This window comes from Microbacterium sp. 2FI (genome assembly GCF_005502885.1).
GTDB lineage: Bacteria > Actinomycetota > Actinomycetes > Actinomycetales > Microbacteriaceae > Microbacterium.
On the sequence record NZ_SCMR01000035.1, the window covers coordinates 1 to 22,093 of the forward strand.

26 protein-coding genes and 2 tRNA genes are annotated in these 22,093 nt (G+C 66.3%); 16 read left to right on the top strand and 12 right to left on the bottom strand.

Translation table 11 applies throughout. The features are described from left to right. Window positions 1-172: 172 nt before the first annotated feature. Window positions 173-1,171, bottom strand: a complete 999-nt coding sequence (locus FFS15_RS18145) for a diacylglycerol kinase family protein (protein ID WP_137846464.1) — start codon at window positions 1,169-1,171, stop codon at window positions 173-175. Window positions 1,172-1,226: 55 nt separating this feature from the next. On the opposite strand from FFS15_RS18145, the gene serS reads away from it, so the two are divergent. From serS to FFS15_RS18175, 6 genes are all read left to right on the top strand, one after another. Next, the gene (gene serS / locus FFS15_RS18150; RefSeq protein WP_137846465.1) at window positions 1,227-2,510 is read left to right on the top strand and encodes a serine--tRNA ligase; all 1,284 of its coding nucleotides are present in this window, start codon (window positions 1,227-1,229) and stop codon (window positions 2,508-2,510) included. Between the two features lie 55 nt (window positions 2,511-2,565). Further along, window positions 2,566-3,474: an HAD family hydrolase gene (locus FFS15_RS18155; protein ID WP_137846466.1), complete on the top strand. Its 909-nt coding sequence runs from the start codon at window positions 2,566-2,568 to the stop codon at window positions 3,472-3,474. A 144-nt stretch (window positions 3,475-3,618) separates the two neighbouring features. Then, window positions 3,619-3,703: transfer RNA gene (locus tag FFS15_RS18160), tRNA-Ser, on the top strand. 51 nt (window positions 3,704-3,754) lie between these two features. Further along, window positions 3,755-5,026 carry an LCP family protein gene (locus FFS15_RS18165; protein ID WP_171013273.1) on the top strand — a complete coding sequence of 424 codons (1,272 nt, stop codon included), beginning with the start codon at window positions 3,755-3,757 and terminating at the stop codon, window positions 5,024-5,026. Then, complete coding sequence (locus tag FFS15_RS18170; protein WP_171013274.1) at window positions 5,026-6,321, top strand: LCP family protein; 1,296 nt, start codon at window positions 5,026-5,028, stop codon at window positions 6,319-6,321. Before FFS15_RS18165 ends, FFS15_RS18170 begins: the two co-directional genes overlap by 1 nt. A gap of 109 nt (window positions 6,322-6,430) precedes the next feature. Beyond that, a tRNA-Ser gene (locus tag FFS15_RS18175) sits at window positions 6,431-6,519 on the top strand. 56 nt (window positions 6,520-6,575) lie between these two features. Here the strand turns inward: FFS15_RS18175 and FFS15_RS18180 are convergent. Genes FFS15_RS18180 through FFS15_RS18185 form a run of 3 tightly spaced genes read right to left on the bottom strand, consistent with a single transcriptional unit; the run spans window position 6,576 to window position 8,586 of the window. Continuing rightward, entirely contained in the window at window positions 6,576-7,694 is a 1,119-nt protein-coding gene (locus FFS15_RS18180) for a tyrosine-type recombinase/integrase (protein ID WP_171013275.1), read from the bottom strand. Then, window positions 7,691-7,948 carry a hypothetical protein gene (locus FFS15_RS18720; RefSeq protein WP_171013276.1) on the bottom strand — a complete coding sequence of 86 codons (258 nt, stop codon included), beginning with the start codon at window positions 7,946-7,948 and terminating at the stop codon, window positions 7,691-7,693. Before FFS15_RS18720 ends, FFS15_RS18180 begins: the two co-directional genes overlap by 4 nt. Window positions 7,949-7,983: 35 nt before the next feature. Then, on the bottom strand, window positions 7,984-8,586 hold the full coding sequence (locus FFS15_RS18185; RefSeq protein WP_249354220.1) for a hypothetical protein: 603 nt from the start codon (window positions 8,584-8,586) through the stop codon (window positions 7,984-7,986). Between the two features lie 99 nt (window positions 8,587-8,685). On the opposite strand from FFS15_RS18185, the gene FFS15_RS18190 reads away from it, so the two are divergent. From FFS15_RS18190 to FFS15_RS18205, 4 genes are all read left to right on the top strand, one after another. Further along, the gene (locus FFS15_RS18190) at window positions 8,686-8,976 is read left to right on the top strand and encodes a glutaredoxin family protein (protein ID WP_249354223.1); all 291 of its coding nucleotides are present in this window, start codon (window positions 8,686-8,688) and stop codon (window positions 8,974-8,976) included. A 3-nt stretch (window positions 8,977-8,979) separates the two neighbouring features. After that, entirely contained in the window at window positions 8,980-10,035 is a 1,056-nt protein-coding gene (locus FFS15_RS18195) for a hypothetical protein (RefSeq protein WP_137846468.1), read from the top strand. Then, window positions 10,032-10,316, top strand: a complete 285-nt coding sequence (locus tag FFS15_RS18200) for a hypothetical protein (protein ID WP_137846469.1) — start codon at window positions 10,032-10,034, stop codon at window positions 10,314-10,316. Before FFS15_RS18195 ends, FFS15_RS18200 begins: the two co-directional genes overlap by 4 nt. Before the next feature lie 273 nt (window positions 10,317-10,589). Beyond that, window positions 10,590-10,808: a hypothetical protein gene (locus FFS15_RS18205; RefSeq protein ID WP_137846470.1), complete on the top strand. Its 219-nt coding sequence runs from the start codon at window positions 10,590-10,592 to the stop codon at window positions 10,806-10,808. Here FFS15_RS18205 and FFS15_RS18210 read toward each other — a convergent pair. The 3 genes from FFS15_RS18210 to FFS15_RS18220 are packed head-to-tail and all read right to left on the bottom strand — an operon-like array spanning window position 10,790 to window position 12,596. Continuing rightward, a complete protein-coding gene (locus FFS15_RS18210; protein ID WP_137846471.1) occupies window positions 10,790-11,374 on the bottom strand; it encodes a recombinase family protein in 585 nt (194 codons plus the stop codon). The two genes, FFS15_RS18205 and FFS15_RS18210, sit on opposite strands and share 19 nt — an antisense overlap. Further along, entirely contained in the window at window positions 11,371-12,342 is a 972-nt protein-coding gene (locus tag FFS15_RS18215; RefSeq protein WP_137846472.1) for a zeta toxin family protein, read from the bottom strand. The genes FFS15_RS18210 and FFS15_RS18215 overlap by 4 nt, the downstream gene beginning before the upstream one ends. Then, entirely contained in the window at window positions 12,339-12,596 is a 258-nt protein-coding gene (locus FFS15_RS18220; RefSeq protein WP_137846473.1) for a hypothetical protein, read from the bottom strand. Before FFS15_RS18220 ends, FFS15_RS18215 begins: the two co-directional genes overlap by 4 nt. A gap of 181 nt (window positions 12,597-12,777) precedes the next feature. Between FFS15_RS18220 and FFS15_RS18725 the strand changes: the two genes are divergently transcribed. After that, entirely contained in the window at window positions 12,778-12,939 is a 162-nt protein-coding gene (locus FFS15_RS18725; RefSeq protein ID WP_171013277.1) for a hypothetical protein, read from the top strand. After that, complete coding sequence (locus FFS15_RS18225; protein WP_137846474.1) at window positions 12,939-13,742, top strand: nuclease-related domain-containing protein; 804 nt, start codon at window positions 12,939-12,941, stop codon at window positions 13,740-13,742. The genes FFS15_RS18725 and FFS15_RS18225 overlap by 1 nt, the downstream gene beginning before the upstream one ends. A 30-nt stretch (window positions 13,743-13,772) precedes the next feature. On the opposite strand, the gene FFS15_RS18230 is transcribed toward FFS15_RS18225, so the two are convergent. Both FFS15_RS18230 and FFS15_RS18235 read right to left on the bottom strand, forming a co-directional pair. Continuing rightward, window positions 13,773-14,390: a thermonuclease family protein gene (locus tag FFS15_RS18230; protein ID WP_137846475.1), complete on the bottom strand. Its 618-nt coding sequence runs from the start codon at window positions 14,388-14,390 to the stop codon at window positions 13,773-13,775. A 185-nt stretch (window positions 14,391-14,575) separates the two neighbouring features. Beyond that, window positions 14,576-15,328, bottom strand: a complete 753-nt coding sequence (locus FFS15_RS18235) for a G5 domain-containing protein (RefSeq protein WP_249354225.1) — start codon at window positions 15,326-15,328, stop codon at window positions 14,576-14,578. A 487-nt stretch (window positions 15,329-15,815) separates the two neighbouring features. Here FFS15_RS18235 and FFS15_RS18240 point away from each other — a divergent pair, with 487 nt between their 5' ends. Continuing rightward, window positions 15,816-16,892, top strand: a complete 1,077-nt coding sequence (locus tag FFS15_RS18240) for a hypothetical protein (protein ID WP_137846477.1) — start codon at window positions 15,816-15,818, stop codon at window positions 16,890-16,892. A 181-nt stretch (window positions 16,893-17,073) separates the two neighbouring features. Next, window positions 17,074-17,424, top strand: coding sequence for a hypothetical protein (locus FFS15_RS18245; RefSeq protein ID WP_137846478.1), 351 nt, complete (start codon window positions 17,074-17,076; stop codon window positions 17,422-17,424). Between the two features lie 233 nt (window positions 17,425-17,657). Here the strand turns inward: FFS15_RS18245 and FFS15_RS18250 are convergent, their stop codons facing one another. Then, window positions 17,658-17,834, bottom strand: a complete 177-nt coding sequence (locus FFS15_RS18250) for a YegP family protein (protein WP_137846486.1) — start codon at window positions 17,832-17,834, stop codon at window positions 17,658-17,660. Window positions 17,835-18,177: 343 nt separating this feature from the next. Between FFS15_RS18250 and FFS15_RS18255 the strand changes: the two genes are divergently transcribed. Continuing rightward, a complete protein-coding gene (locus FFS15_RS18255) occupies window positions 18,178-18,936 on the top strand; it encodes an ETX/MTX2 family pore-forming toxin (RefSeq protein WP_137846479.1) in 759 nt (252 codons plus the stop codon). Between the two features lie 333 nt (window positions 18,937-19,269). Next, a complete protein-coding gene (locus tag FFS15_RS18260) occupies window positions 19,270-20,262 on the top strand; it encodes an IS481 family transposase (protein ID WP_137846480.1) in 993 nt (330 codons plus the stop codon). A 105-nt stretch (window positions 20,263-20,367) separates the two neighbouring features. Here the strand turns inward: FFS15_RS18260 and FFS15_RS18265 are convergent, their stop codons facing one another. Then, the gene (locus tag FFS15_RS18265; protein ID WP_212743187.1) at window positions 20,368-21,747 is read right to left on the bottom strand and encodes an FRG domain-containing protein; all 1,380 of its coding nucleotides are present in this window, start codon (window positions 21,745-21,747) and stop codon (window positions 20,368-20,370) included. 127 nt (window positions 21,748-21,874) lie between these two features. Next, window positions 21,875-22,093 (bottom strand): hypothetical protein (locus tag FFS15_RS18770; RefSeq protein WP_212743188.1); only part of this gene is annotated, 219 nt, incomplete at its 5' end.

Below are 22,093 nucleotides of genomic sequence, written 5' to 3' on the forward strand. Positions count from 1 at the left end.
CGCCCGTCCCGCTGTGGAGGAACCTCGCCCTCCCCGCCGCCATACCGTTTACGGACGGAACGCGCCGCAGCCGGCCCCGAGCTTCGCGGCGTGTCCCGTCCGTAAACGGTCGGAACCAGGGCCCGGGGCGGGAGACGCGGGCGCCGCGCGGCGCAGCGCGCAGGGCGGGGGCTCAGAGGCCTGAGACGGCGTGCCCCTTCGGCACGACGACCAGCAGAGCGCCGGCGGCCACGCGGGTCTGCACCCGCACGGCTGCGCCGAACTCGTCGCCGTCGAGCTGCACCGGCTGAGGATCCTGCGTCGCGATCTCGATCCCCGAGCCGCGCGAGTACCGCACCGAGTTGTCCTTCGTCCGCAGCGCCAGCACACGCCGCCCGGCGCGGAACCGGCGCAGCACGCTGTTGTCCCACGCCACGCGCCGCCACACGAAGATCCAGCCGAGGGGCCCCTTGGGCTGGAAGATCACAATGTCGAGTGCGCCGTCGACGACGGACGCCTCGGGGATCAGCTCGAGGCCGGCCGGCAGCGACCCGCAGTTCGCGAACAGCACGCTCTGCACGCGGGACGAGTGCAGGCGCGACTCGGGCAGCTGGTACATCACGCGGAAGGGCTTCGCGCCCGGCAGCGACCGCGCCGCTCCGTCGACGTAGGCGACCCATCCGACGGTCTTCTTCAGCTGCGGGTTCGTATTGGCGATCATCGCCGCGTCGAGCCCGATCCCGCCCATGACGACGAACGCATACTCGTCGCTCGTGCCGTCGGCGCGGACGAGGGTCGTCCAGCCGATGTCCATCGGCAGCGTGTCGCCGTCGAACACCGCGCGGATCATCGCCTCGGGGTCGGTGAGGGGAAGCCGGAGGTTGCGGGCGAGCAGGTTGCCCGTGCCGCTCGGAACGATCGACAGCGGAACACCCGAGCCGCTCATCGCCTCCGACACGGCGCGCACCGTGCCGTCGCCGCCGGCGACCAGCACCGCGTCGGCGCCGGCCTCGAGAGCCTGCCGCGTGATGTCGTCGCCCAGGTCGTCGACGGTCGTCTCATAGAAGAGGGGCTCGGCCCAGCCGGCGGCGGCAGACAGTCGCGTCATCGTCGCGCGGATGGTGTCGGCATCCACTTTCGTGGGGTTGTAGACCAACGCGGCGCACTTCGGCGGGGCATCGGTCTGCGTCATGTGCCCCACGATAGTGCCCGGGTCTCTCGTCCTGACCGCCGACTAAGCTTGTCGGGTGATCGATCCCGTCCTTCTCCGCGACAATCCCGAGCTGGTCAAGCGCTCGCAGGAGGCGCGCGGCGAGTCCGCCGACACCGTCGACGCCGCCCTCGCGGCCGACCGCGACCGCCGAGCCGCCATCACCGCCTTCGAAGAGCTGCGTGCCGCGCAGAACGCGCACGGCAAGAAGGTGGCGCAGGCGCCGAAGGGCGAGAAGGCGGCCCTGGTCGCCGAGGCGAAGGAGCTGAGCGAGCGCGTCAAGCTCGCCCAGCACGCCGTCACCGCCGCCGAAGAGGCGTCGGACGAAGCGCTCGCGAAGATCGAGAACATCGTCATCGAGGGTGTTCCCTCTGGCGGCGAAGAGGACTTCGTCACCCTCCGCACGCACGGCGAGACGCCCACGTTCGACTTCGAGGCGCGTGACCACCTCGCCCTCGGGGAACTCCTCGGCGCGATCGACATGGAGCGCGGGGCCAAGGTCTCGGGGGCACGGTTCACCTTCCTCACCGGCATCGGCGCGCGCCTCGAGTTCGCGCTCATGAACCTCGGGCTCGACCGAGCGCTCGCCGCCGGGTTCATCCCGATGGTTCCGCCCACTCTCGTACGGTCCGAGGTCATGCGCGGCACCGGATTCCTCGGTCAGCACGCCGCCGAGGTCTACCACCTGGCCGACGACGACCTCTATCTCGTCGGTACGAGCGAGGTGCCGCTCGCCGGCTTCCACATGGACGAGATCCTCTCGTTCGAGCGGGGCCCGAAGCGCTACGCCGGGTGGTCGACCTGCTACCGGCGCGAGGCCGGGTCGGGTGGCAAGGACACCCGCGGCATCATTCGCCTGCACCAGTTCAACAAGCTCGAGATGTTCGTCTACACGACCCCCGAGGATGCCGAGGCCGAGCACCTGCGTCTTGTCGAGATGCAGGAGGGGATGCTGCAGGACCTCGGTCTCAGCTACCGCGTCATCGACGTCGCCGCCGGCGACTTGGGCTCCAGCGCCGCACGCAAGTACGACGTCGAGGCGTGGGTGCCGACGCAGGGCGCGTACCGCGAGCTCACCTCCACGTCGAACTGCACCACCTACCAGGCGCGTCGGCTCGACATCCGTCATCGCCTTCCCGCAGAGCCGGGCGGCAAGCCCGGCAAGACGCAGCCTGTGGCGACCCTCAACGGCACGCTCGCGACCACCCGCTGGATCGTCGCGATCCTCGAGACGCACCAGCGCGCCGACGGCTCGGTCACCGTCCCCGAGGTGCTGCGGCCCTACCTCGGCGGCCTCGAGGTCATGGAGCCGATCGCGTGAGGCGCGGTACGCGTCCGGCGCGCGCCAGCGCGCATCGCCCGAAGGGGGCGATCGAATGAGCACTGAGCACCTGCCTCCGACGGGGTCGATCAAGGTCGTAAAGCCGAAGAAGGCCGCCAAGCTCGTCGAGCGGGTCGCGCGCGACACCGAAGATCCCGCCGTTCCGACCGAGCGCCTGCTCATCGTGCTCGACATCGACGGCACGGTGCTGCTCGAGGACGAGTCGCTGAGCCCCGGCGTCGTCGACGCCGTCGCGCACGCGCATCGCGCGGGCCACGAGGTCATGATCGCGACCGGCCGCAGCTGGGAGGGCACGCGCGGCATCATGCGGGTGCTGCAGATCGCGCCCGAGTTCGTCGTGTGCTCGAACGGCGCCGTGGTCCTCAAGCGCCTCGACGGCGACGAGCTGCAGTACGAGCGCTGGCACATCGAGACCTTCGACCCCTCGGTCGTGCTCGCGCAGCTGCGCGAGCACCTGCCCGACGCCCGATACCTCGTCGAGCTGCCCGACGGGCGGCGCCTGTACACCGAGTACCTCGACGACTGGAACCTCATCCAGGCGCGGCGCGTGCCGTTCGAAGAGCTCGACGAGCAGCCGGTGTGCCGCGTTGTCGTCGTCGCTCCCGAGCAGGGCGAGCAGGACTTCGTCGACCTCGTCGACCGGATCGGGCTCAACCAGGTCTCGTACGCGGTCGGCTGGACCGCGTGGCTCGACATCGCACCCCAAGGCGTCGACAAGAGCACGGCGCTCGAGCGCGTGCGCATCGAGCTCGGCTTCGACCCCGCGCACGTGCTCGTCATCGGCGACGGACGCAACGACGTCGGCATGTTCCGGTGGGCGCTCGAGAACGGCGGCCGCGCGGTCGCGATGGAGCAGGGCCCGCAAGAGGTGAAGGATGCCGCGGGCGAGACCACCACATCGGTGCAGGCGGGCGGCGTCGCCGAGGTGCTGCGCCGGCTGTAGGCGTTCTCGGGCGTTCCAGCCCGACTGACGGCGATCGCCGCGCCGTTCAGGGCCTCCACAGGCGTGCCTGGAACAATGGGTCGACAGTGCTGTCGGCTAGACTCGACGCCTGTTCGACGGATGCCGTTCACGCGGTTTCCATCGGGAGGGTTGTCCGAGCGGCCGATGGACCTGGTCTTGAAAACCAGTGGGCAGCAATGTCCCGTGGGTTCGAATCCCACACCCTCCGCAGAACGTGTGTCGGGGGACCGGAGTCGTAAGAAGCCCGAGAGGATCCCGAGTGAGTGAGACGAGCAAGCGCGGCCGTCACACCGTGGCGCGCCACGGTGAGCTGCGTTCGCCGCATCCGCTCGCCTTCCTTGCGAAGATCGCCGCCATCGTCGTCGCCGTCGTGCTCGTCTCGACCGCCGGCGTGGCCGCCTACGCCGCGTACGACTTCAGCGCCAGCTTCGCCGACGATGCCGTAGCTCTCCCCGATCAGGACTCCGTGCCGCCAGACATCGGCGCGATCGAGGGCGGCGTGAATCTGTTCCTCGCCGGCACCGACGCGTGCGAGCCGGCGTACGCCCACCTCTTCGGCGACCGCTGCACCGGCCCCGATGCCGATGTGGAACTCAACGACGTCAACATGCTCGTCCACATCTCGGAAGAGCCGCGAAAGGTGACGGTCATCTCGTTCCCGCGCGACCTCATGCTGCCGATCCCCGCATGCACCCGCGCGGACGGCAGCGAGAGCGAGCCGATCAGCAAAGAGGCGATCAACACCGCGTACTCGATCGGCGGCCTCGCGTGCGTCGTGAAGACCGTGTCGCAGCTGAGCGGTCAGCGGATCCCGTTCGCCGCGAAGGTGACCTGGGGCGGCGTGATCGAGGTCACCGACGCGATCGGCGGCGTCGAGGTGTGTCTCGCCTCAGGCATCAAGGACTACTACACCGGCATCGACTGGCCGGCCGGCATGCGCGAGGTCTCGGGGATGGCCGCCCTGCAGTTCCTCCGCACGCGCCACGGCGTCGGTGACGGCTCAGACCTCGGCCGCATCTCGAACCAGCAGCAGTACATGTCGCGGCTCGCCAACAAGCTCATGAGCGAGGACGTGCTCTCCAACCCGGCGACGCTGTACAAGCTCGCCTCGACCACCGTCGAGAACATCACGCCCAGCGAGTCGCTGACCAACCCGCTCACCCTCGTGCAGATCGCGCTCGCCGTGAAGAACGTGCCGTTCGCCGAGATCGTCTTCGTTCAGTTCCCGACGGTCGAAGACCCCTGGGACGCGGACCGTGTCGTTCCGAACGAATCGGCCGCCGCCGCACTCTGGGCAGCCCTCGAGGAGAACAAGCCGATCGAGCTCACCGGGGAAGCCGGCTCGAACGACGGTGTCGTGGTCGTCGAGCCCGAGCCGGGTGATGAGCCCGCGGCATCCCCGAGCGCCACGCCCGAGCCGGGCGAGACCGCAGCGCCTGCCGAAGACGTCGTCGAGTTGCCGTCATCGATCACGGGATCGACAGCCGCCCAGGAGACCTGCTCGAACGGCAACCTGCGAGACAACGGCTGATGCCCGGCACCGTCGGGCCCTCGGAGGAGGGCCGCAGCACCATCGCGCGTCACGCGCAGGCCGACCAGCGGCATCCGATCCTCCGTCTCCTCGCGTTGCTCGCGGTCGTCGTCGGCGTGGTCACGGTGAGTGCGACGGGTGTCGCCGCTTACGCGGTGTGGGATGCCGCGACCGCGCTCGGCGACAACGCCGTCGTGCTCGGCGATGAAGAGCCGCCGCCGTCGCTCGGCGCGATCGAGGGCGGCGTGAACCTGCTCGTCGTCGGCACCGACTCGTGCGAGGGACAGGACGTCAGGCTGTTTCCGCGCTGCGGGATCGACGACGACGGCGGAGAGCGCAACGACGTCACGATGCTCGTGCACATCTCGGACGAGCCGCGTCGCGTGACCGTGGTGTCGTTCCCGCGCGACATGATCGTGCCGATCCCCGCCTGCCCCGACGGCAGTGGCGGCGAGTACTCGGCGATGAGCGCGCAGATGATCAACGCGTCGTACATGTACGGCGGGCTCGCGTGCACCGCGCTGACCGTCGAGGAGCTCACCGGCGTCGACATCCAGTTCGCCGCAGCCATCCGCTGGACCGGCGTGATCAACATGTCCGACGCCATCGGCGGCGTCGACGTGTGCGTCGCCGGCGACATCAGCGACTCGCACACCGGGCTCTCGCTCACCGCCGGCGAGCACACACTGCAGGGAACGCAGGCGCTGCAGTTCCTGCGCATCCGCCACGGCATCGGCGACGGTTCTGACCTCGGCCGCATCTCGAACCAGCAGCAGTTCATGTCGTCGATGGTGCGGAAGCTCCAGTCGGACTCGGTGCTCGCAAACCCCGGCACGCTGTTCAACCTCGCCACCACCGCGATGAGCCAGGTCACCCAGAAGCAGCTGGTGCTCAGCCAGTCGATCGCGAACCCGACGCTCATGGTGCAGATCGCGATGGCGGTCAAGGATGTGCCGTACGAGGACATCGTCTTCGTGCAGTATCCGACGGCGTATTCGTCGGACGGCGGTTCCGACCGCGTGCTGCCCGTCTACGAGGCCGCCGCCCCGCTGTTCGCCGCGCTCGCCGCGAACAAGCCGGTGACCCTCACGGGCGATGCCAGCCAGGGCTACGGCGTCGAGGTGACCGGCGAGGCGGTGCAACCGGTGGCCACGCCTTCGGCTCAAGCTTCGGCGTCTGAATCTCCTTCGCCGACGGCGGATGCTGAGACTCCTGTCGCCGAGGAGCGCGTCGACCTGCCCTCGGAGATCGCGGGCACCACCGCGGCCCAGGTCACCTGCACGCAGCCCGAGTAGTGGCTCTGCGTCTGGCTCCGGGTTCGACGGTTCTGGCCGGTTCGGCGGAACCGGGCGCAGCGGTTATGATTGCTGGGCGCATCCGTGCCGCCTCGGCGGCTGGTTGCCTGGAGACGTCGCATAGTTCGGCCTAGTGCACCACCCTGCTAAGGTGGAGTCCCCTCACGGGGACCGAGGGTTCAAATCCCTCCGTCTCCGCAGAAAAACCCCCGGTCAGCCGGGGGTTTTTTCATGTCATGGGGGAGGGTGGGGATTCATCCATGGGCGCTGTTTTCGCTCCAGGGGTCCCCCAGGGGTCCCCCGCCGACAGCGGGGCTCTCAGCCGAGCTCAGACGTTGCACGTGATCGCGGCGTTGTCCCTCGCCGAGGACGTGGGCGTAGACCGCGAGCACCGTGCGTGCCTCGTCGCCGAGGTACTCTGCGACCTCGTGCACCGGCGTTCCGAGCCGAAGCCACGACGACGCGGCAAAATGTCGGAGCGCGTGGCGGCGGAAACCGAGCGGGAACTTGCGGACGACGCCGACAGAGAGCTGACCACCATCCTGATTGGTGAAGAGGTAATCGTCGGGTGACTTCCCTGCTGCGTGCTGGCGGAAAATGGCGACGGCCCGAGGCGAAAGGGGCACGGCGCGCGTGCCTCGCCAGGACTTCGGGCGCTTCTCTTCGTATCGATCGGAATGGGATCGGTCGATGGCCAGTTGCGGGATTGGTACCTCGGACAGCCAGTGGACGCGAATGGCGCGCAGCTCGCCCCAACGCACGCCGCTCAATGCCATGAACTCGAACACGTCGGCGATGTCTGGACGGCGCTCCCGCAGCGCGGCGATCGAGCTTGCCACCTCGACTGGTGTCGGGATGTCCTTCACGGTGAGCGCACGCTGCGCCACGGTGCTCAACTCCGGGATCTTGGGCATGGTCTGCACCGGATGCGGCTGGTGCAGGAGGCCTTGATCGAACGCATAGGTGAAGAGCGCGCTGAGCGTGGTCTTGGATCGGGCAACAGTCGACGGCATCTTGCCGTTGCGAAGCTCGGCGAGAAGATGTTCGCGGATGTGGCCGGCGTGAATCGATGCGAGCGGCCGGAGGAGCAGCGACTTCGGGAGGGCAGCGAGGTTGTTCCGGTCGGTGTCGACCGTGTGGGGGTTGCCGCGCTCTCGAGAGACAAGAAACATCGTCACCAATTCATTGAGGGTGAACGAGCGCTTGGGCGGCAATGGCCGGCCTGTCTCCAGAAGATGCTTCTGCGTGCGTTCCCATGTCTCGGCCTCGCGCTTCGTATCAAACGCCCTCGTCGCCACGAGCTGCCGACCGGACTTGACCCGCACGTAGTAGTAGGTCTTGCCTGTCTTGGTCTTGCGGGCCTCGATACTCATGTCTCCACGCCTGCCAGGCGGTGGATGTCGACGCGGCGATAGACCCGCCGATGCTCGGTGAGGTGGATGGCCTCGACAGGCGCCCGCCCCTCGAGCGCCAACGCACGAAGAGTCGTTCGATGGAGCCCGAGCCGATCGGCGGCCTCGGATTCCGAGTAGAAGAGGCATTCCAACCGCTCTTGGGTCGCCGCGCCAACCTGTTCCGCGGGGGGATCGATCACTTCGCCGTGTCGTGATGCGTGGCTGATGGTCATCGTCTCATTCCTTCCGCGGACTGCTTCGGTGAGTTCTATCCACCCGCCGGTCGACCGGCGTTGTAGTTCATGCCCTCGAGGCGCCCCGCCTTGCGGGCGTCGATGATCCATTGCGACGCGGTGCGGTGGGGGATGCCGAGCTCGCGCTGGATCAGCTTCGCCGGCGGCAGCCCCGCCAACGCTGCGCTGCCATAGAGCAGTTCGATGACCTCCATGCGTGCCTCGCCCCCGCCCCGCTTGACGACCTCGGCGGCAACTGCTGGCGGCAGGATGCGTCGACCGGCAGTCGTCAGCTGATCGACGCTGAGCCACTCGGCGCGAGCATCTTCCTCGTCGTCGAGCGTGAGGAAGATGCACCTCGGCGCGGCGGACTGCACGATCGCTTGCATGCCGACCTTCGCGACGGTGGGGTAGTTGATCTCGACGTCGTCTCGCGTCGAGGTGTTCGCGACGCCTCGGATCACATACCGACCCTCGTCATGCATGTATCGAGCCGTGACGGATGTCTCGACGCCCAGCGCGGCGTCAGTCGTCGTCGCCACGAATGCCGGGGCGATCCGCAACACGGAACCGACCGGCTGAGTGGCCTCGCGCCACGTGACCGGGTTGCCATCGAGTGTCTTCACGTCGACCTTCACCCCCCTAGTCTGTCTAACCGCGCGGCGCTTTGGCATCGCCTCTTGCACAGCGTAGCAGAAAGTGCTTCACTCGGCGTAAACCAATTGGAACATACGCAGATGGAGCAGATCGTGGTCACGATGATCACCGTTTACACGACGGGCGACGCATGCATGCAGTGCCGCATGACGAAGGACGTGATGGATGCCGAGGGCCTGCGATACGCCGCCTTCGACCTCACTGACCCTGCCAATGCTTCGGCTCGCGAGTACGTCACCGAGGAGCTCGGCTACTCATCGGCGCCGGTCGTGGTGGTGGATGATCACCATCACTGGACGGGCTTCCAACCGGATCGCATCAAGCAGCTCGCGTCGCGCCTCGATGTGTCGCCGGCAGCCGAGCAGGACTGAACGATGGCTGACGAGCTCGAAGGCCGTCGCAGCGGGCCAGCTGCGTCCGAAGAGGAGCGCGCCGCACGCCGGCGTGAGAGCGACCGGCGGTATCGCGAGAGACACGCCGACAGCATCCGTGAGAATCGTCGTCGCTGGAAGGCGGAGCACCCCGACAAGGTGAAGGAGTATCGCGATCGATTCCGAGAGAGGCATCTCGAGCGGGTCCGCGAGCAGAACCGTGTTCGTGAGCGCGCCCGCGCGGATGCGGCGCGCAAGGCGGCTGACGCGGCCGAGCGGCGACGCGTGCGCTCCCGCGACCGCTACGCCGCCGACCCCGAGGCGCACCTCGCCTACCAGCGCGAACGTCGGCAAGCGCAGCGCGCGGCCGACCCTGAGGGCTACCGCGAGGCAAAGAAGCAGCGCACCAAGCGCTGGCACGACGCGCACCGCGATGAGGAGAACGCGAAGCTGCGTGCGAAGCACCGCGACAACCCCGAGCCGAAACGGGCGGCGGCTGAGCGCTATTACGCGAAGCATGGCGACGAGGTGCGCGAGCGCCGTATGGCGTACTACTGGGCGAACCGCGAGAAGCAGCTCGAGAAGCAGCGACAGTGGCGCGCTCGAGAGAAGCGTCGTCGCGAGGTCGGATTGCCGCCGCGACGGTTGCATCGCGTCGGTGCGGCCGAGCGCGCCGAGAATGCCGCCGCCGCAGAAGACTTCTTCGCACGCGTCCGCACAACCGAGGAGGTGAAGGCCATGCGCCGCGAGCCCGAGACGCCTGCGCACGAGCTCGCGCGGTGGTTGCGCGCGAGCGCCCGGGTTCGAATCGCTGCAGGAATCGCCGACGACTCCGATCCGACGCGTCCGGTTTCGGCCAGCGAAGTGCGCGCACGCGAGCGCCTCGCGGCCGCCGAAAGCAAGAGAAATGCCGATGCCGCCGAAGCGGCCCGCATGGACGCCATTGCACGCGCGATCAACGACCAGCTGCGTCTCGCCGCTCGTCGCCCACAATCGCAACGACACGCGCACGCTCCGCTGCCCACCCCGCCGATCCAAACTGGAGGACTATCGCTATGAACACGCAATCGAAGGGAGCCGGCATCGTGCTGGATCGATCCGTCGCCGAGGCGATGCTCGCCCGCGTGGCCGTCGCCGCGTTCACGTACTACCCCGGCAAGAGCGAAGATGAGCCCGGATACACCGTCGATGAGGATGTCGACTGGGTGATGGAACGGGCGGGCGGCCTCGATCCGGCGCTAGCGGGGGAGTGGCGACGTCGAATCGCCGACGTGATCTCGAGCCAGGACGCCGACCACCGAGAGTTCGTCGCCAGCCTCATGGCGCTCGCCGAGGAGTAGCGGAGCGCACCCCTCCGGCCGCGAGAGTGTAGCGGTCGCGAACGGCTGCGCCCGGGGCTTTCGCGGCGTATGCTCACTCGCTGCGCTCCTTCCGCTACTCCACGGTCCCCGCGCTCCGCCGTTCTCGACCGCTGGATTCGCCAGGGTCGGAAGGATGGTGGGGATTGGGTGCCGTTGATGGATGCCGTAGGCCTGGCGCGCGGCGACCAGTGGGGTGTCTGAACCCCCGAGCAGACTCGAATCATCGAACAGCCGAGTCAGACGGGAGCTGAGATGAACGAGCAGATGATCGTGGGAATAGCGCTCGTCCTCGTCGGCCTGTGCAGCATGTGCTTCGTCATCCTCGTCCCGGCGGTCGCTGTCGCAGCCGTGCGCGGCAACGGCGTCGCGGCTGTTCGGATGACGGCCGCCGTGGCAGTCCTCGCAGTAGTAGCGATCGCGGTGGCGGCATTGCTGGGCGCGTCTACGGCCAGTTACTCGATCTTGACCTGATCGTTCGGCGGCGGCGCGGCCGCTGTGAGTGCTCGGCGCACCGCCGCTTCGCTCACACCGAGCGCGCGGCCAATCTGCGCGAACGACCGCTTCTGCGCTCGCAGCTCTTTCGCGACCGCGAGGCGCTCATCGGTCATCACGCGCGGACGCCCGGGCTTTCGGCCGGCAGCGGCTGCGGCATCCAATCCTTCGCGTGTTCGCAGACCGATGAGGCCTCGACGCAGGGCGTCCAGGGCGTCGAGTGCGTCTGCGGATGACATCGCGGAGTTGGGGATGGTCGACAGTGCCGGCTCGGCGATCGAATGCAGATGGATGCCGCGCGACTTGAGCTGTGCGACCGTGACAACGTACTGCTCGACCGAGGAAACAAGGGTTGCCGCAGAAGCGATGAGCAGCGTGTCGCCCGAAGCGAGCGCCTGCAGGCATCGATCGAGCTCGGGTCGCGTCCGATCGCTACGGCGGTCGACGTACACCTTCGAGGCTCCGGCCAGGCGAAGCGCCGCCACGGCCTCGATCGGGTCATCGGAGGCGAGCAGTTCGCGCACATAGCCGATCGCGCGGGTCATAGCGAGATGCCGCGATCGGGCTCAGGCATCGACACCACCGGGCCGGGCTGCGGTTGGACCCGCCGCGTGACGGGGACCGCCTGGCGGATTGCTACGAGCTGCCGACCGAGGCTCGCCTCGGCAGCAGGGCGCGCCTGCGAGTCCTTGGGGAGCGGGAGTCGGGGGAGGACCTCGCGAATTCCGATCTCGTGTAGCTCGATCAGCACATCGGCCAGGGGGCGCTCGACCTGGCGCGACGACATCGCGTAGTCGGTCATCGCTCGCAGCTCCGACAGCCAGCGCATCGCCTGTGGGCTGGGGAGCGCAGTCGCCCGCTCGCGGTCGAGTGCGGCTGTGGCGCCGCCGAAGGCAGCAGCGTCGGTGCGGAGAGAATCGAATCGGCTTACCCCGTCACGCCCGAGGATCGTGAGGCGGTCAACAGTTGGTGCCGACTCGAGCGTGTGTACCAGCGCGCGGGCGGCTTCGAAGCTTGCATCGTGCTCGGCGATACTCGTGAACGTCGACGGTCGACCGGACCTCGAGTCCAGAAGGAATTTGGATGCTGTAGCCAGGAGGCTCTCGGTGCGCGGTACGGCCACCACGACCACGGTCGTTTCGAACCCGCTCTTCCCGAACAAGTTCGTCGTTGCAAGCGCGAGGTCGAGAGTGCTGCGCGTGCCGTCGAGCGATAGGGAGCGGCGGGTCGTGCGTGCGTAGTTGAGAGCGGAACGCATCCACTCGGTCGTCGCCTCCGTGAGTGGGCTCAGGCCTTCGGGCGACCGGGATTGATCGAGGTGCTGGGGGTGGAAAGTGCGTAGGTCGCCGGCGCTCAACTTCGCTGGCAGGTCATCGCCGATGAAGTGCGACGAAGCGCGCGCGACTCCCGCTCCAGGCTGGCCAACGACGAGCGTGAGAACGGGCGCATCGGAGGGGGGATGAGGAAAGATCACGGGCCGGACGCGCGCATCGAAGAACGTTGAGTCGCTCACTGGCGGAGGCTCTCAAGTTCAGCGATGCAGACTTCAAGCCGCGCAACGTACCGTTCCACAGCTTCGCGATCGAAACCGTCGACTCTCAGGAACTCACGGCGAAGCGTCGTTGCCTCGCTGACCGCAGTGGGGAGGTCAAGCGTTCCCGCAGCAGCGAGATCGAAGAGCATGGCCGTCGAGGTGTTCACGGCATCCACCGCGCTTTCATAGTTGACGGCATCGCTGGCGCGCCATGCCGATTTCTCGAGCGACATTCGACCTCCAACGGGAGTCTATCGACACCCGTCAGAATGGGTCAGGTCGGGTTATTGCGGAATCGGGCACTGTTCTGAGATCGCACGCAGAATCGCCTGCGCCGTCGCGCGACGGCGCAGGCTTGGAAGCTATGGCTCCGGTCTCGCGGATGACGTCGTAGCCAAGCTCTAGGCTGACCGCATGATCGACTATGGGGAAGTCGTGGGGGAAGGTGTCCGCTCAGGGCTCGGCATGCTGTGGGGTGCGCTGACGGCGAGTCCAGGGGTGGCGGTGCTCTTCGTGGGGGTGGTGGTGGGCGCGCTCTGGCTGCAGCTCACCCCGACGCGGCGGCGCCGGCGCTGATGACCACAACCAATTCTTTCGAGCAGTTCGGTAGCATCCCCGCTTCAGCCGTGATTGCCGCGTGCCTGCAGGTCCAAGCAAGCGTTCCCGGGCGGTCGACGGTTTCGAAACTGTTCGGTCGGTCGCCGCTCTCGGCTGACTCGCGGCCGTGGTATCTCGGAGCGCTGGGAGAGTTGCGAGTTGCCCAGCGGCTCGCGACCCTTGATGCCGGCTGGACGGTGCTGCACTCTGTGCCGATCGGCGACCGCGGCAGTGACATCGATCATGTCGTCATCGGCGCCGCGGGCGTATTCACGATCAACACGAAGTTGCACGAGGATGCCCGGATCTGGGTCGGCAGCAAGCGACTGCTGGTCAACGGCCAGAAGACCGAGCACTTGCGCAACTCCCGCTACGAGGCGCAGCGCGTCGAGAAGCTGCTCACGGCTGCCACGGGCTTCCCGACCGCCACACATCCCGCGATCGTCATCGTCGGAGCCCGGAGCATCACGATTCGCGAGCAGCCCGACGATGTGGCGGTGCTCCGTGACACCGAACTTGTCCGATGGCTGAACCGTCGCCAAATCACACTCGATGCTGAGGTGCGCGATCGCCTCGCCACAGCCTTGGCGCGTCGAGAACTCTGGACGGCAGCAGTTCAGCCAGAAGCCGACGTGGACATGTCGGCTTTCGGCGCTCTGCGCAGCGAGGTCACTGCGGCCCGCCGAGTGCGTGTTCTGTGGGCGGTGGCCCTGATCATCAGCAGCGTGGCAGTCGCAGGCACGATTGCGCTCAACGCCTATGCGACGCTGATCGGTGGCTAGGCAGATCCACCGGCAGGCCCACCTGGTGGACTACTCGCAGGCGAGGCCGTCTCCATCGCCGTCTCCCGCGTTTCCGGTGCGGTTCGCGAACCAGTCGTAGGCCTGCGCTTGACCAGGATCATCGCGGTTGAATGGACCGGTGGGGTGGTCAACGGCGTTCCTCTTCAGCTTTGTGCACGACGAATACTGTTCCCACCATCGATCGCCAGCCGGTGGGGTGTTTGGCGCGTTGGCTTGACAGCCGACGGCAATGACGGCTCCGTTGGGACTGAGTGATGCTAGCTGGGCGGCGTGGTAAGTCGCTTCTCGGGGGTGGCCGGGGTATCCGTCCAGGGAGTCGTATCGAGCGACCGCGTTGCCTGCTTGCAACTGCATCAAGCCGAGATCGACACCGTTTTTCGTAGAGACGTAGCGAATGAGTCGGTCATACCGATCCCGATCGTTCTGGCCCGCGGGCAATTTAAGCTCGACATTGTTGCCTGGAGCGAGCAACTCGGCGATCGCCTTCGATGCCGCTGAGTCTCCGCATTCGCCGCGTTCCGGGGCGTCTATCCCGATGATGCGAACCGTACCGGCAGAGGTCTCGATCGTGTCGCCATCGACCACCGATACGAAGGTGAATACCTCTGGCGCAGGGTCGACCGGCACGGTGGCCGCCGTGGGTGTTGCTTCGGAATGGACCGCTTCGGCAACCGAAGGGCGAGGCGCGCACGCTGACATGGCTCCCGTGATCGCGGCCGCGGCTAAGCCCGCGGCCAGCAGCGTCGTCGCCTTCGACCGCAGACGTGGGATGACGGCGCGGGATGACGAGGTGGCGGTCTCGGATCGCGTTGTCACGGCTCGCAAGCGAAGCCGTCGCCGTTTCGATCCAGATCGTAGATGTCGACCCCGACGACCCGCGCGACACCGTCAAAGTACGCGGGGCCGTTTCCGCTTCCGCTGGCGCAATCCACATCGGACGCCACCGGGACGCAAGCGTCAGCGTAGTTCGAGTCGCAGCCGGCAGGCTGGGCAGGCGGCGGAGATGGCGGCGGCGGGGCGACATAGGTTCCAACGGACGTTACCTGAGAGATCGGCTCGGTCGTTACGACGTCAGAGACAATTTCACGCTTGGTTTCCTCGCCATCGACCAGCGTGATCCGGTAGGTAAGCGTGCGCTCTCCGACCTTCCCGATGGTCGTGATCTTGGTCTCCCCCTCGGCCATCGTCGCGTCTTCGAGCGTGGACTCTTCGAATGCCACGGGTTCGGTGATTACTTCCTCAGCTACCGTCGTGACGGGCGTCGGAGTGGGTGACGAGCTGGGCTCCTTCGCAACTTCGTCACTGCCGCTCGAAGACTCGGAGTCGGTGAAGCGCGCGGCGGTGACACCTGAATCTGTTCGCCCTGCTTGCGCGGCGGCCGAAACACCGCCGAACACCAGGAAGGCCGCCGCCGCGACAGCCGTGACCCCCGCCGCGGCTTTCCGGCTGCGGAAGCGCAGCCATGTCGGAGTGCCCTTGGCTAGCGCGACGACGCCCGTGACCACGATCGCGAGCGCTACCGCCGCCACGAACGGCGACAGCAGGATCGCGGGCACCAGCAGCACAACACCGATGAGAATCCATGCCCAAACTGGCATCCGCCGTCGCCGTCGGGCTGGCACAACCTCGGGCATTGGGAGAACCCACGTGGTCCCGTCGCGCGTCACATGGGCAGACCACTGGCTTCCGTCCCACCATCGCCGGAGAGACGAGTCGATTGGGTCCGGGTACCACCCGGGCTGCAGAGTCGCCATTCGCCTACCTTCGATCGGCACCAACACTCCACATTGCCAGGCGCGCGCCGTCGCCTCGGCGCATCCGGACCAGACCTTGGATAAGGCTGATCGATCCCTGAGCTTCGGTCCGTCAGGAACCATTTAGGGCGGGACGCGACTCCAGATTTCGACGCGCATGTGAACACGACTCCCGCCGAACGCGAGCTCAACGGCCATCCCCATCCGTGCGTCGCCCGGAAGCGGGACCATCGCGCACAACTGCGCACTGGCGGTTCTAGAGCATCACGGTGTTGCACTCTCATGTAGCTTCGTCGCCATGGGAACGAGCGGAGGCACTCTGCCACAACTGCGCGAGCTGCACACGACAGCGGAGGCCGCCCGCGCGGTCACCTCGTTCGCCGTTGTGATCGGGGTACTCACCGTCCTGTCGGCGTTCTTCCTGGACGACCTTCCCCGCCTAGCACTGAACGTCGCCGCGCAGGCCGCTCCTATCGTCCTTCCGATGTACTTGTCCGCTCTGGTGGCCGCGCTCGTTTTTCTAGTGGTTCCGGGTTTCAGGCGCGAACCTGGGGTGCGGGAGTCGGATCAAATCGCGGAAACGCGTCAGCTTGTGGGAGTGTTCGGCGGGATGCTCACGGGGATATTCATCGTGTGGGTCGGCTGGTCGATGTATTCGGCCTTCGAACCGGCCATCGCGACGGGCGCGAACGGTGCAGTCCTATTGTGCGCGCCACTGCTCGTGCCCCTCGGCGTGCTCGTTACCCGTGTTTCGCGGGGCACTCTCGAGCAACAACGACGTGACCTTGTTCGGGACCTTGAGACGGGCCGCGCTTGGAGGGCGAAGGTTGAACAGCGCGTGATTCGCAGGGAGCACGGTCAGCCGGCGCGGTGGCCAATCCTTGTCGTCTCCAGTGGCTCGGTCGCTTCGCTTGGTCTGAACTGCGCCCTGTGGGTGACCACCGGCCAGGTCGCCACGGCATGGATCGTGTTCGTTGGGCAATTGTCCCTAGTCGTCTTCGCGGTCACCGCGTATCTGATCGCGTACCGGACAATCAATCAGGCAGATCGGTTGAACAAGTTCATCCTGTTCGGGCTGATCACCGCCGCCTATGTCCTCCTGCTCGACGTTGTCGCACTAGTCCCCGCACTGATAGGCGGGGCACCGGGCTGGCTTGTGGCAAGCCTCATCGCCACGAGCGTGCTCGGCCTGCTCCTACCCCTTATGCCATGGGGTTCGAAGCGTCCCCTTGCGGCACTGTCCCTCCGCAAGCTTGTGGACGATCTAGCCAAACTGGAAGAACGGGCGAACCGCATCGAAGATGCTCTCCGTGTAGAGCCCGCGCGGCGTCACCCGTGGTGGAAGACAAGCCTCAGCTCGCGGTCGGCGCGTTAGCGATCCCTGACCGGACAGTGTTGGCGAGATCAGTGGCGATCGTCCCGCAGATGGGGCGCTCATTGAGGATCCGTGGTGGCCGGACGCCACCTTGCAGTAGGGCGGCGCTGGGATGAGCGCCGTCGTCCCGGCGGCGCTCGGCGGGTCTGTTGCCGGCGTGGACCCGGTCCTACACTCAAGCATGAGAACTGGACTGGCAAAGGCCGGCTGGATCGTGCTGATCGTGCTGAACACGGGGATGCTGCTCAATCACCTGGTCGCGATCTTCTTGGTGGCCACGTCACCGGACGAGGGCCGGATGTTCATCGCCTACGCGGTCGTCAACGCGTTCGCCCTGCTGGTGCTGTTCTTCCCCTACCGCGCCAGGCAGCGCTGGGCGTGGGCTTCGATCTGGCTCGTCGTGCTGGCTACCGCGGTCACGATCGCCTACGGCATCGACATGATCGGGCTGATCTACCTCTCCGTGGCCGGCGTGATGGCACTCGCCCAGTTGGCGACGGCACGCGAGTTCTTCGGCGCGGTGCAGGTTTAGCCCCACACTGAGGCGGTCCGCGGCCGCCGAGAGTGTATCGCGGAGCGGGGAACCCGGAACGCCGACGTGGCGCTTGCTCTACTTCGTCGCCGGGATCGGGTCGAGGATCCCTCAGCAGGCCCCGGGCAACTGAGGGCCAGCTACGTGCGCGGTCGCCAGACCAACCGAACTGATTGGGACAGAGCAGCGCTTCGGCCACACTCGCGCAGTTGTGTCTAGGCGGGCGTCGCCGCCTACGTGAGATCGACTGTCGGGGAGTCGGCGTTGGTCTTCACCGAGGCGATTCCGTTTTGGGCGCTTGCCTTAGACGCATACGACTCCGACGTGGCGATGATCTCGCCGTTACCCGCCTTGAGGCGGAATCGAAAGCCACCCGCCGAATCCTTGTAGAGCTCGTAATTGCCGGCCACGTTGTCCGCCAATCTGGACTCGTCGATGAGCCGCAGTCACATCCTGGCGTCGATCCGCGTGTCTGCGCAACGCCACAGCATCGCGATCGCAGGGTCGTTCAGTGATTGCTACGCGCCTTGGCGAAGCGGGGCCCGCTCGCATGCGGCCGCGAGAATCCGGCGCGACCCGCATGAGGCGCTCGCGCGGCGGCCACGTGGCTGACATGTGAGTCCGACCGCTGAACTTCGCAGCCGAACTCTTTACATCGCTCAGACACCACGCCATGATGTGGCCTGTCGGTACTCCGCGTCTGTCCGGGCTTCGGTATGGGGGAGTCCAGCGCAACCGAAAGCGAGATGCCGCATGTCCGAGATCGATGTGAATGGAAAGATCCTGTCGGCGCTGGAGACCAGCTACAAGAAGACCGGTGACCAGTGGTCGGTGAATGCGCGGCCCGTCACCCAGTTCGACACATCCAAGGTTCTGCTGCGACTGATCAGCCTCGACTATCCGGGTCTCGCTGACCGCCTTATCCACAACCCGGTGCTGCTCGAGCAGACGGACGTCAAGAATCCCACGCCCGCGTCCGTCAAGAGGACGATCACCTATTCGACGAGCGTCACCGACAGCTACGAATGGAACGTCACCGCCGGACTCAAACTGACGGCCTCCGCGAAGTTCTCGGCGGGGCTTCCGCTCGTCGGTGAAGGGGAGGTCTCGACGTCTGCGGAACTCAGCTTCGCAGCCGGCTACAAGAACACCCACTCTGAGACCGTGTCGTTCGGTGGAAGCGTGGAAGTGCAAGTGCCCGGCCAGACGAGTGTGAGCATCAAGACGTTGCTCGCGCAGGGCAAGGTGGACGCCGTTCCGTTCAAGGCCGTGCTTCAGGCTTACGGCCAGGTTGGTGCCTATACGGCGTTCGGTGGCGGGCAGGGCGGGCTCAGCAACTTCTCCTGGCAGTGGTCCGACCTGGACACGGGTATCGGCTGGACCAACCCGAACTTCAAGAGCTTTCCTGCGCTTAAAGACGAAAGCGTGCGCATGTTCGAAGTGAGTGGGCTCTTCACCGCGACGTGCGGCTACAACGTCAACGTCGTCGTCGATCCGCTGGCGGCGCTCTGACCAGATCCCTGTGATCGGGGCCGCGCAGTCGCAGCGGGAGAACTGGTCGCTCGAGCACCCACCGTGCTGGCACACCGAGTTGCCAGCACGGTGGGCGCCGGCGGCGACGCGCCATGCTCAACGATCGGGCGTGCGCGAGATTTGTTGGGCTGAGATGCGATTCGCCCGCTGTTCCCCAGAGGCTCGGTACGGACGATTGACCCCGCGCCTAGTTGTACTGCCCAGGGACGTTGGTTGATTTGCGACGACTCGCTGTAGTCGTTTGGGTGTGAAGAGGGCCTCCTGCGTTGGAGTGGAGCTGCTTAGGTTCCGTTCTGAACGAGGAGGCCCTCGATGTCCCACGCTAATGCTGCTTTGACCCCTATCCAACGCCTGCGGATCGGGAAACTCATCGTCGATGACGGGTGGCCGGTCGCGCACGCGGCCGTGTTCTTCCACGTCTCGTGGCCGACCGCAAACCGGTGGGCCGAGCGATACGCCGCGATGGGCGTCGAGGGAATGCAGGATCGGTCTTCGCGGCCGCACCGCTCACCGAACAAGACCGGTCAGGATGTCGTGCGGCGGATCGTGCATCTGCGGTGGAAGAAGCGCCTCGGCCCGGTCGCGATCGGCGGGAAGCTCGGCATGCCCGCCTCGACCGTGCACGCCGTCCTCGTTCGTTGCCGGTTGCACCGGCTCCGGCACGTCGATATCCGGACCGGGGAACCGATCCGTCGCTACGAGCACGCGTATCCGGGATCGATGATCCACGTCGACGTGAAGAAGCTCGGCAACATCCCCGACGGCGGCGGCTGGCGCACCGTTGGTCGCGCGCAAGGCGGTAAGCACCGAATCGCGACCCCCGGCAAGGACCGAAACAACCGTTATCAGCCGCTGATGCGTCATGCGTTCGTGCATACCGTCGTCGATGACAACTCCCGCGTCGCCTATGCAGAGATCCACGACGACGAGACCGCCGTGACAGCAGTCGGCGTCCTGCGACGGGCCACGTCCTGGTTCGCTGCCCGCGGCGTGATCGTCGAACGAGTCCTTTCGGACAACGGCTCCGCCTATAAGTCGCACGCGTGGCGGGACGCGTGCGCCGAGCTCGGCATCCGTCCGAAGAAGACTCGACCCTACCGACCGCAGACCAACGGCAAGATAGAGCGCTTCCACCGTACGCTCGCCGACGGATGGGCCTTCAGCCGGCACTACAACTCCGAGTCAGCCCGCCGAGCCGCTCTTCCCAGGTGGCTACATCCCTACAATCACCACAGGCCCCACACCGCCATCGGCACGGTCCCACCGATCACCCGGCTAACCAACCTGCCTGAGCAGTACACCTAGTTGACCGCCGACGTCGTGCGCGAGTTCGGTTACGCCCCGCGGCTGGATCCCTTTGCGCGCATTGCACGGAAGACGGACCTTGGGGTGCATTCCGACGGGTCCGATCTACGGCCCTGCGGCGACGATGTCCCGGAACGCGTGCTTAATGTGTTGAGACAGCCCCCCGAAGTCGGGGTAGATGCTCGCCCGGGAGTATCCGAACCAGCGCTCAAGCATCCTGCGTATCTCCAGCTTTGCTGAGGAGCGAATGCGGATGCTGAACGATGGGGCGATGCTCGCACCGTTCGCGGGCGGCCGTCTGGTGGTCGAGTACATTCGGGCGTATATCGATGCCGATGCGAGGAGATCCGCCTTCGTCCAGGAGTGGCCGTCGCTGGCCTTGAAGTATCTGGATACACGCTGCGTGAACATCGGAACTCCGTCGAGCACGAAGGCCGCGTTCTGAGCGGCGATCCGGGGGTCGTATTCAGGCGGAACCCACACGAGGCGATTCGAGCCTGTTCCCCAATCCAGCTGTTGACGTTTTGCGGTGGTGTCGAGCGCGTGCCAAAACGGTTCAAAGCTCTGTGTGAGCGCCGTACTCAGTGCGGCGTACGCCGTGTTGGCGGACTCGGCTTCTGGGGTCTTGGGGACGGGCGCAGTTCCGAGGGCGAACAGGCGCGCGTCAGATTCATCATGTTCGTCGCTCGCCTCTACCGCGAACCAAGCGGCGATGTACGGATTGCGCGTTACATCGAGTAGCCGAGTCGGAGCACCTTGATGCTGCAGCCGCGCGATCGTCTCCATGGCGGTCAACTGACTGAACCGCCAGGACTCTCGCGCCACGCGCAGAATCGCACGCTCGGCTGCGACCATGTCATCTTCGCTCGGGTAAGGCTGGACGCCGACCGGATTGTCTTGGGGTGGGACGACCCCCTTCAGTGCCGCGAGTTCTCTGAAGAGCGAGCTGTGCAGGGCCCAGTCGGCGTTCTGCTGTCCGCGCCACACAAGCGGAACGAGCTGGGCCTTGTCCGTGAGCCGACGGATTACTTGATTCAGGTCCTCCATCGACTCAACAATGGCCTCCTGATCAGCGAAGTAGTCGCCCGGTGACGAAAGCCGCGATGAGTACGAAGTCGGCGGTTCCTCAACCGTCTCAAAGTCGCTGGGGCGACTGCGCGCAAGGCTGGCGGCCGTCATCAACGTGATGATCGACGAAGTTGCCGCACCGAAGATGCCGGGTGTCAATTTCGGAAGGTCCAGTGCGCCGAAGATGTCTGCTGCCGTTTGGCCGATGCCGAGTAACGCCGGACTGATCGTTGGGAGGTCGAGCGGCGCAATCGCCTTCAGTACCGCCATGCCAAGGTTGGTTGCGGCGTTGGCCTTCGCGTCCTTCCCGGATGATTTCTCCTGCTCGGCGAGCGGAGACTCGTGCTCCTGCAGATTTGCCGTACCGTCGGAGTCGGTGTCTCCGCCAGGCTCGTCTCCCTCGAGCTCTTCCGTCAACGCTTCCCCCATCTCGTCCGAGCCAATTGCGGCAAGCGTACTTCGAACCAAGGGCCGCTCAACCTCCCAACTTTGAGCCGATTCCGAAGGCTCGCATCTTTGGGCTCGTCTCACCGGCGTGTGGGCCCTATGGATCAGCCACGTGTCCGAGTCGTACCGTGAGCTCGCAATCGATCTGGTCCTTCGTGAAGTAGACCTCACCACCAAGTTCGCTCGGGCTCGGGAACTTGGGGGTGTCGACGACGCTCGAAAACTGGTCAGTTTCGGCGGTGAAAAGTGAACACTCGACGATTGGAGAGTGATCACTTTGGAGGACTGGGCGCTGATCCGGAGGTTGGCTGCGGAG

What these genes read in the sequence shown, in the direction of transcription:
- FFS15_RS18725 (WP_171013277.1), top strand. Translation starts at nt 12,778, where the DNA reads ATGATCGACTATGGGGAAGTCGTGGGGGAAGGTGTCCGCTCAGGGCTC.
- FFS15_RS18240 (WP_137846477.1), top strand. Translation starts at nt 15,816, where the DNA reads ATGGGAACGAGCGGAGGCACTCTGCCACAACTGCGCGAGCTGCACACG.
- FFS15_RS18155 (WP_137846466.1), top strand. Translation starts at nt 2,566, where the DNA reads ATGAGCACTGAGCACCTGCCTCCGACGGGGTCGATCAAGGTCGTAAAG.
- FFS15_RS18190 (WP_249354223.1), top strand. Translation starts at nt 8,686, where the DNA reads ATGGAGCAGATCGTGGTCACGATGATCACCGTTTACACGACGGGCGAC.
- FFS15_RS18225 (WP_137846474.1), top strand. Translation starts at nt 12,939, where the DNA reads ATGACCACAACCAATTCTTTCGAGCAGTTCGGTAGCATCCCCGCTTCA.
- FFS15_RS18205 (WP_137846470.1), top strand. Translation starts at nt 10,590, where the DNA reads ATGAACGAGCAGATGATCGTGGGAATAGCGCTCGTCCTCGTCGGCCTG.
- FFS15_RS18720 (WP_171013276.1), bottom strand. Translation starts at nt 7,948, where the DNA reads ATGACCATCAGCCACGCATCACGACACGGCGAAGTGATCGATCCCCCC.
- FFS15_RS18260 (WP_137846480.1), top strand. Translation starts at nt 19,270, where the DNA reads ATGTCCCACGCTAATGCTGCTTTGACCCCTATCCAACGCCTGCGGATC.
- FFS15_RS18200 (WP_137846469.1), top strand. Translation starts at nt 10,032, where the DNA reads ATGAACACGCAATCGAAGGGAGCCGGCATCGTGCTGGATCGATCCGTC.
- FFS15_RS18180 (WP_171013275.1), bottom strand. Translation starts at nt 7,694, where the DNA reads ATGAGTATCGAGGCCCGCAAGACCAAGACAGGCAAGACCTACTACTAC.
- FFS15_RS18195 (WP_137846468.1), top strand. Translation starts at nt 8,980, where the DNA reads ATGGCTGACGAGCTCGAAGGCCGTCGCAGCGGGCCAGCTGCGTCCGAA.
- FFS15_RS18210 (WP_137846471.1), bottom strand. Translation starts at nt 11,374, where the DNA reads ATGACCCGCGCGATCGGCTATGTGCGCGAACTGCTCGCCTCCGATGAC.
- FFS15_RS18220 (WP_137846473.1), bottom strand. Translation starts at nt 12,596, where the DNA reads ATGTCGCTCGAGAAATCGGCATGGCGCGCCAGCGATGCCGTCAACTAT.
- FFS15_RS18145 (WP_137846464.1), bottom strand. Translation starts at nt 1,171, where the DNA reads ATGACGCAGACCGATGCCCCGCCGAAGTGCGCCGCGTTGGTCTACAAC.
- FFS15_RS18170 (WP_171013274.1), top strand. Translation starts at nt 5,026, where the DNA reads ATGCCCGGCACCGTCGGGCCCTCGGAGGAGGGCCGCAGCACCATCGCG.
- FFS15_RS18255 (WP_137846479.1), top strand. Translation starts at nt 18,178, where the DNA reads ATGTCCGAGATCGATGTGAATGGAAAGATCCTGTCGGCGCTGGAGACC.
- FFS15_RS18245 (WP_137846478.1), top strand. Translation starts at nt 17,074, where the DNA reads ATGAGAACTGGACTGGCAAAGGCCGGCTGGATCGTGCTGATCGTGCTG.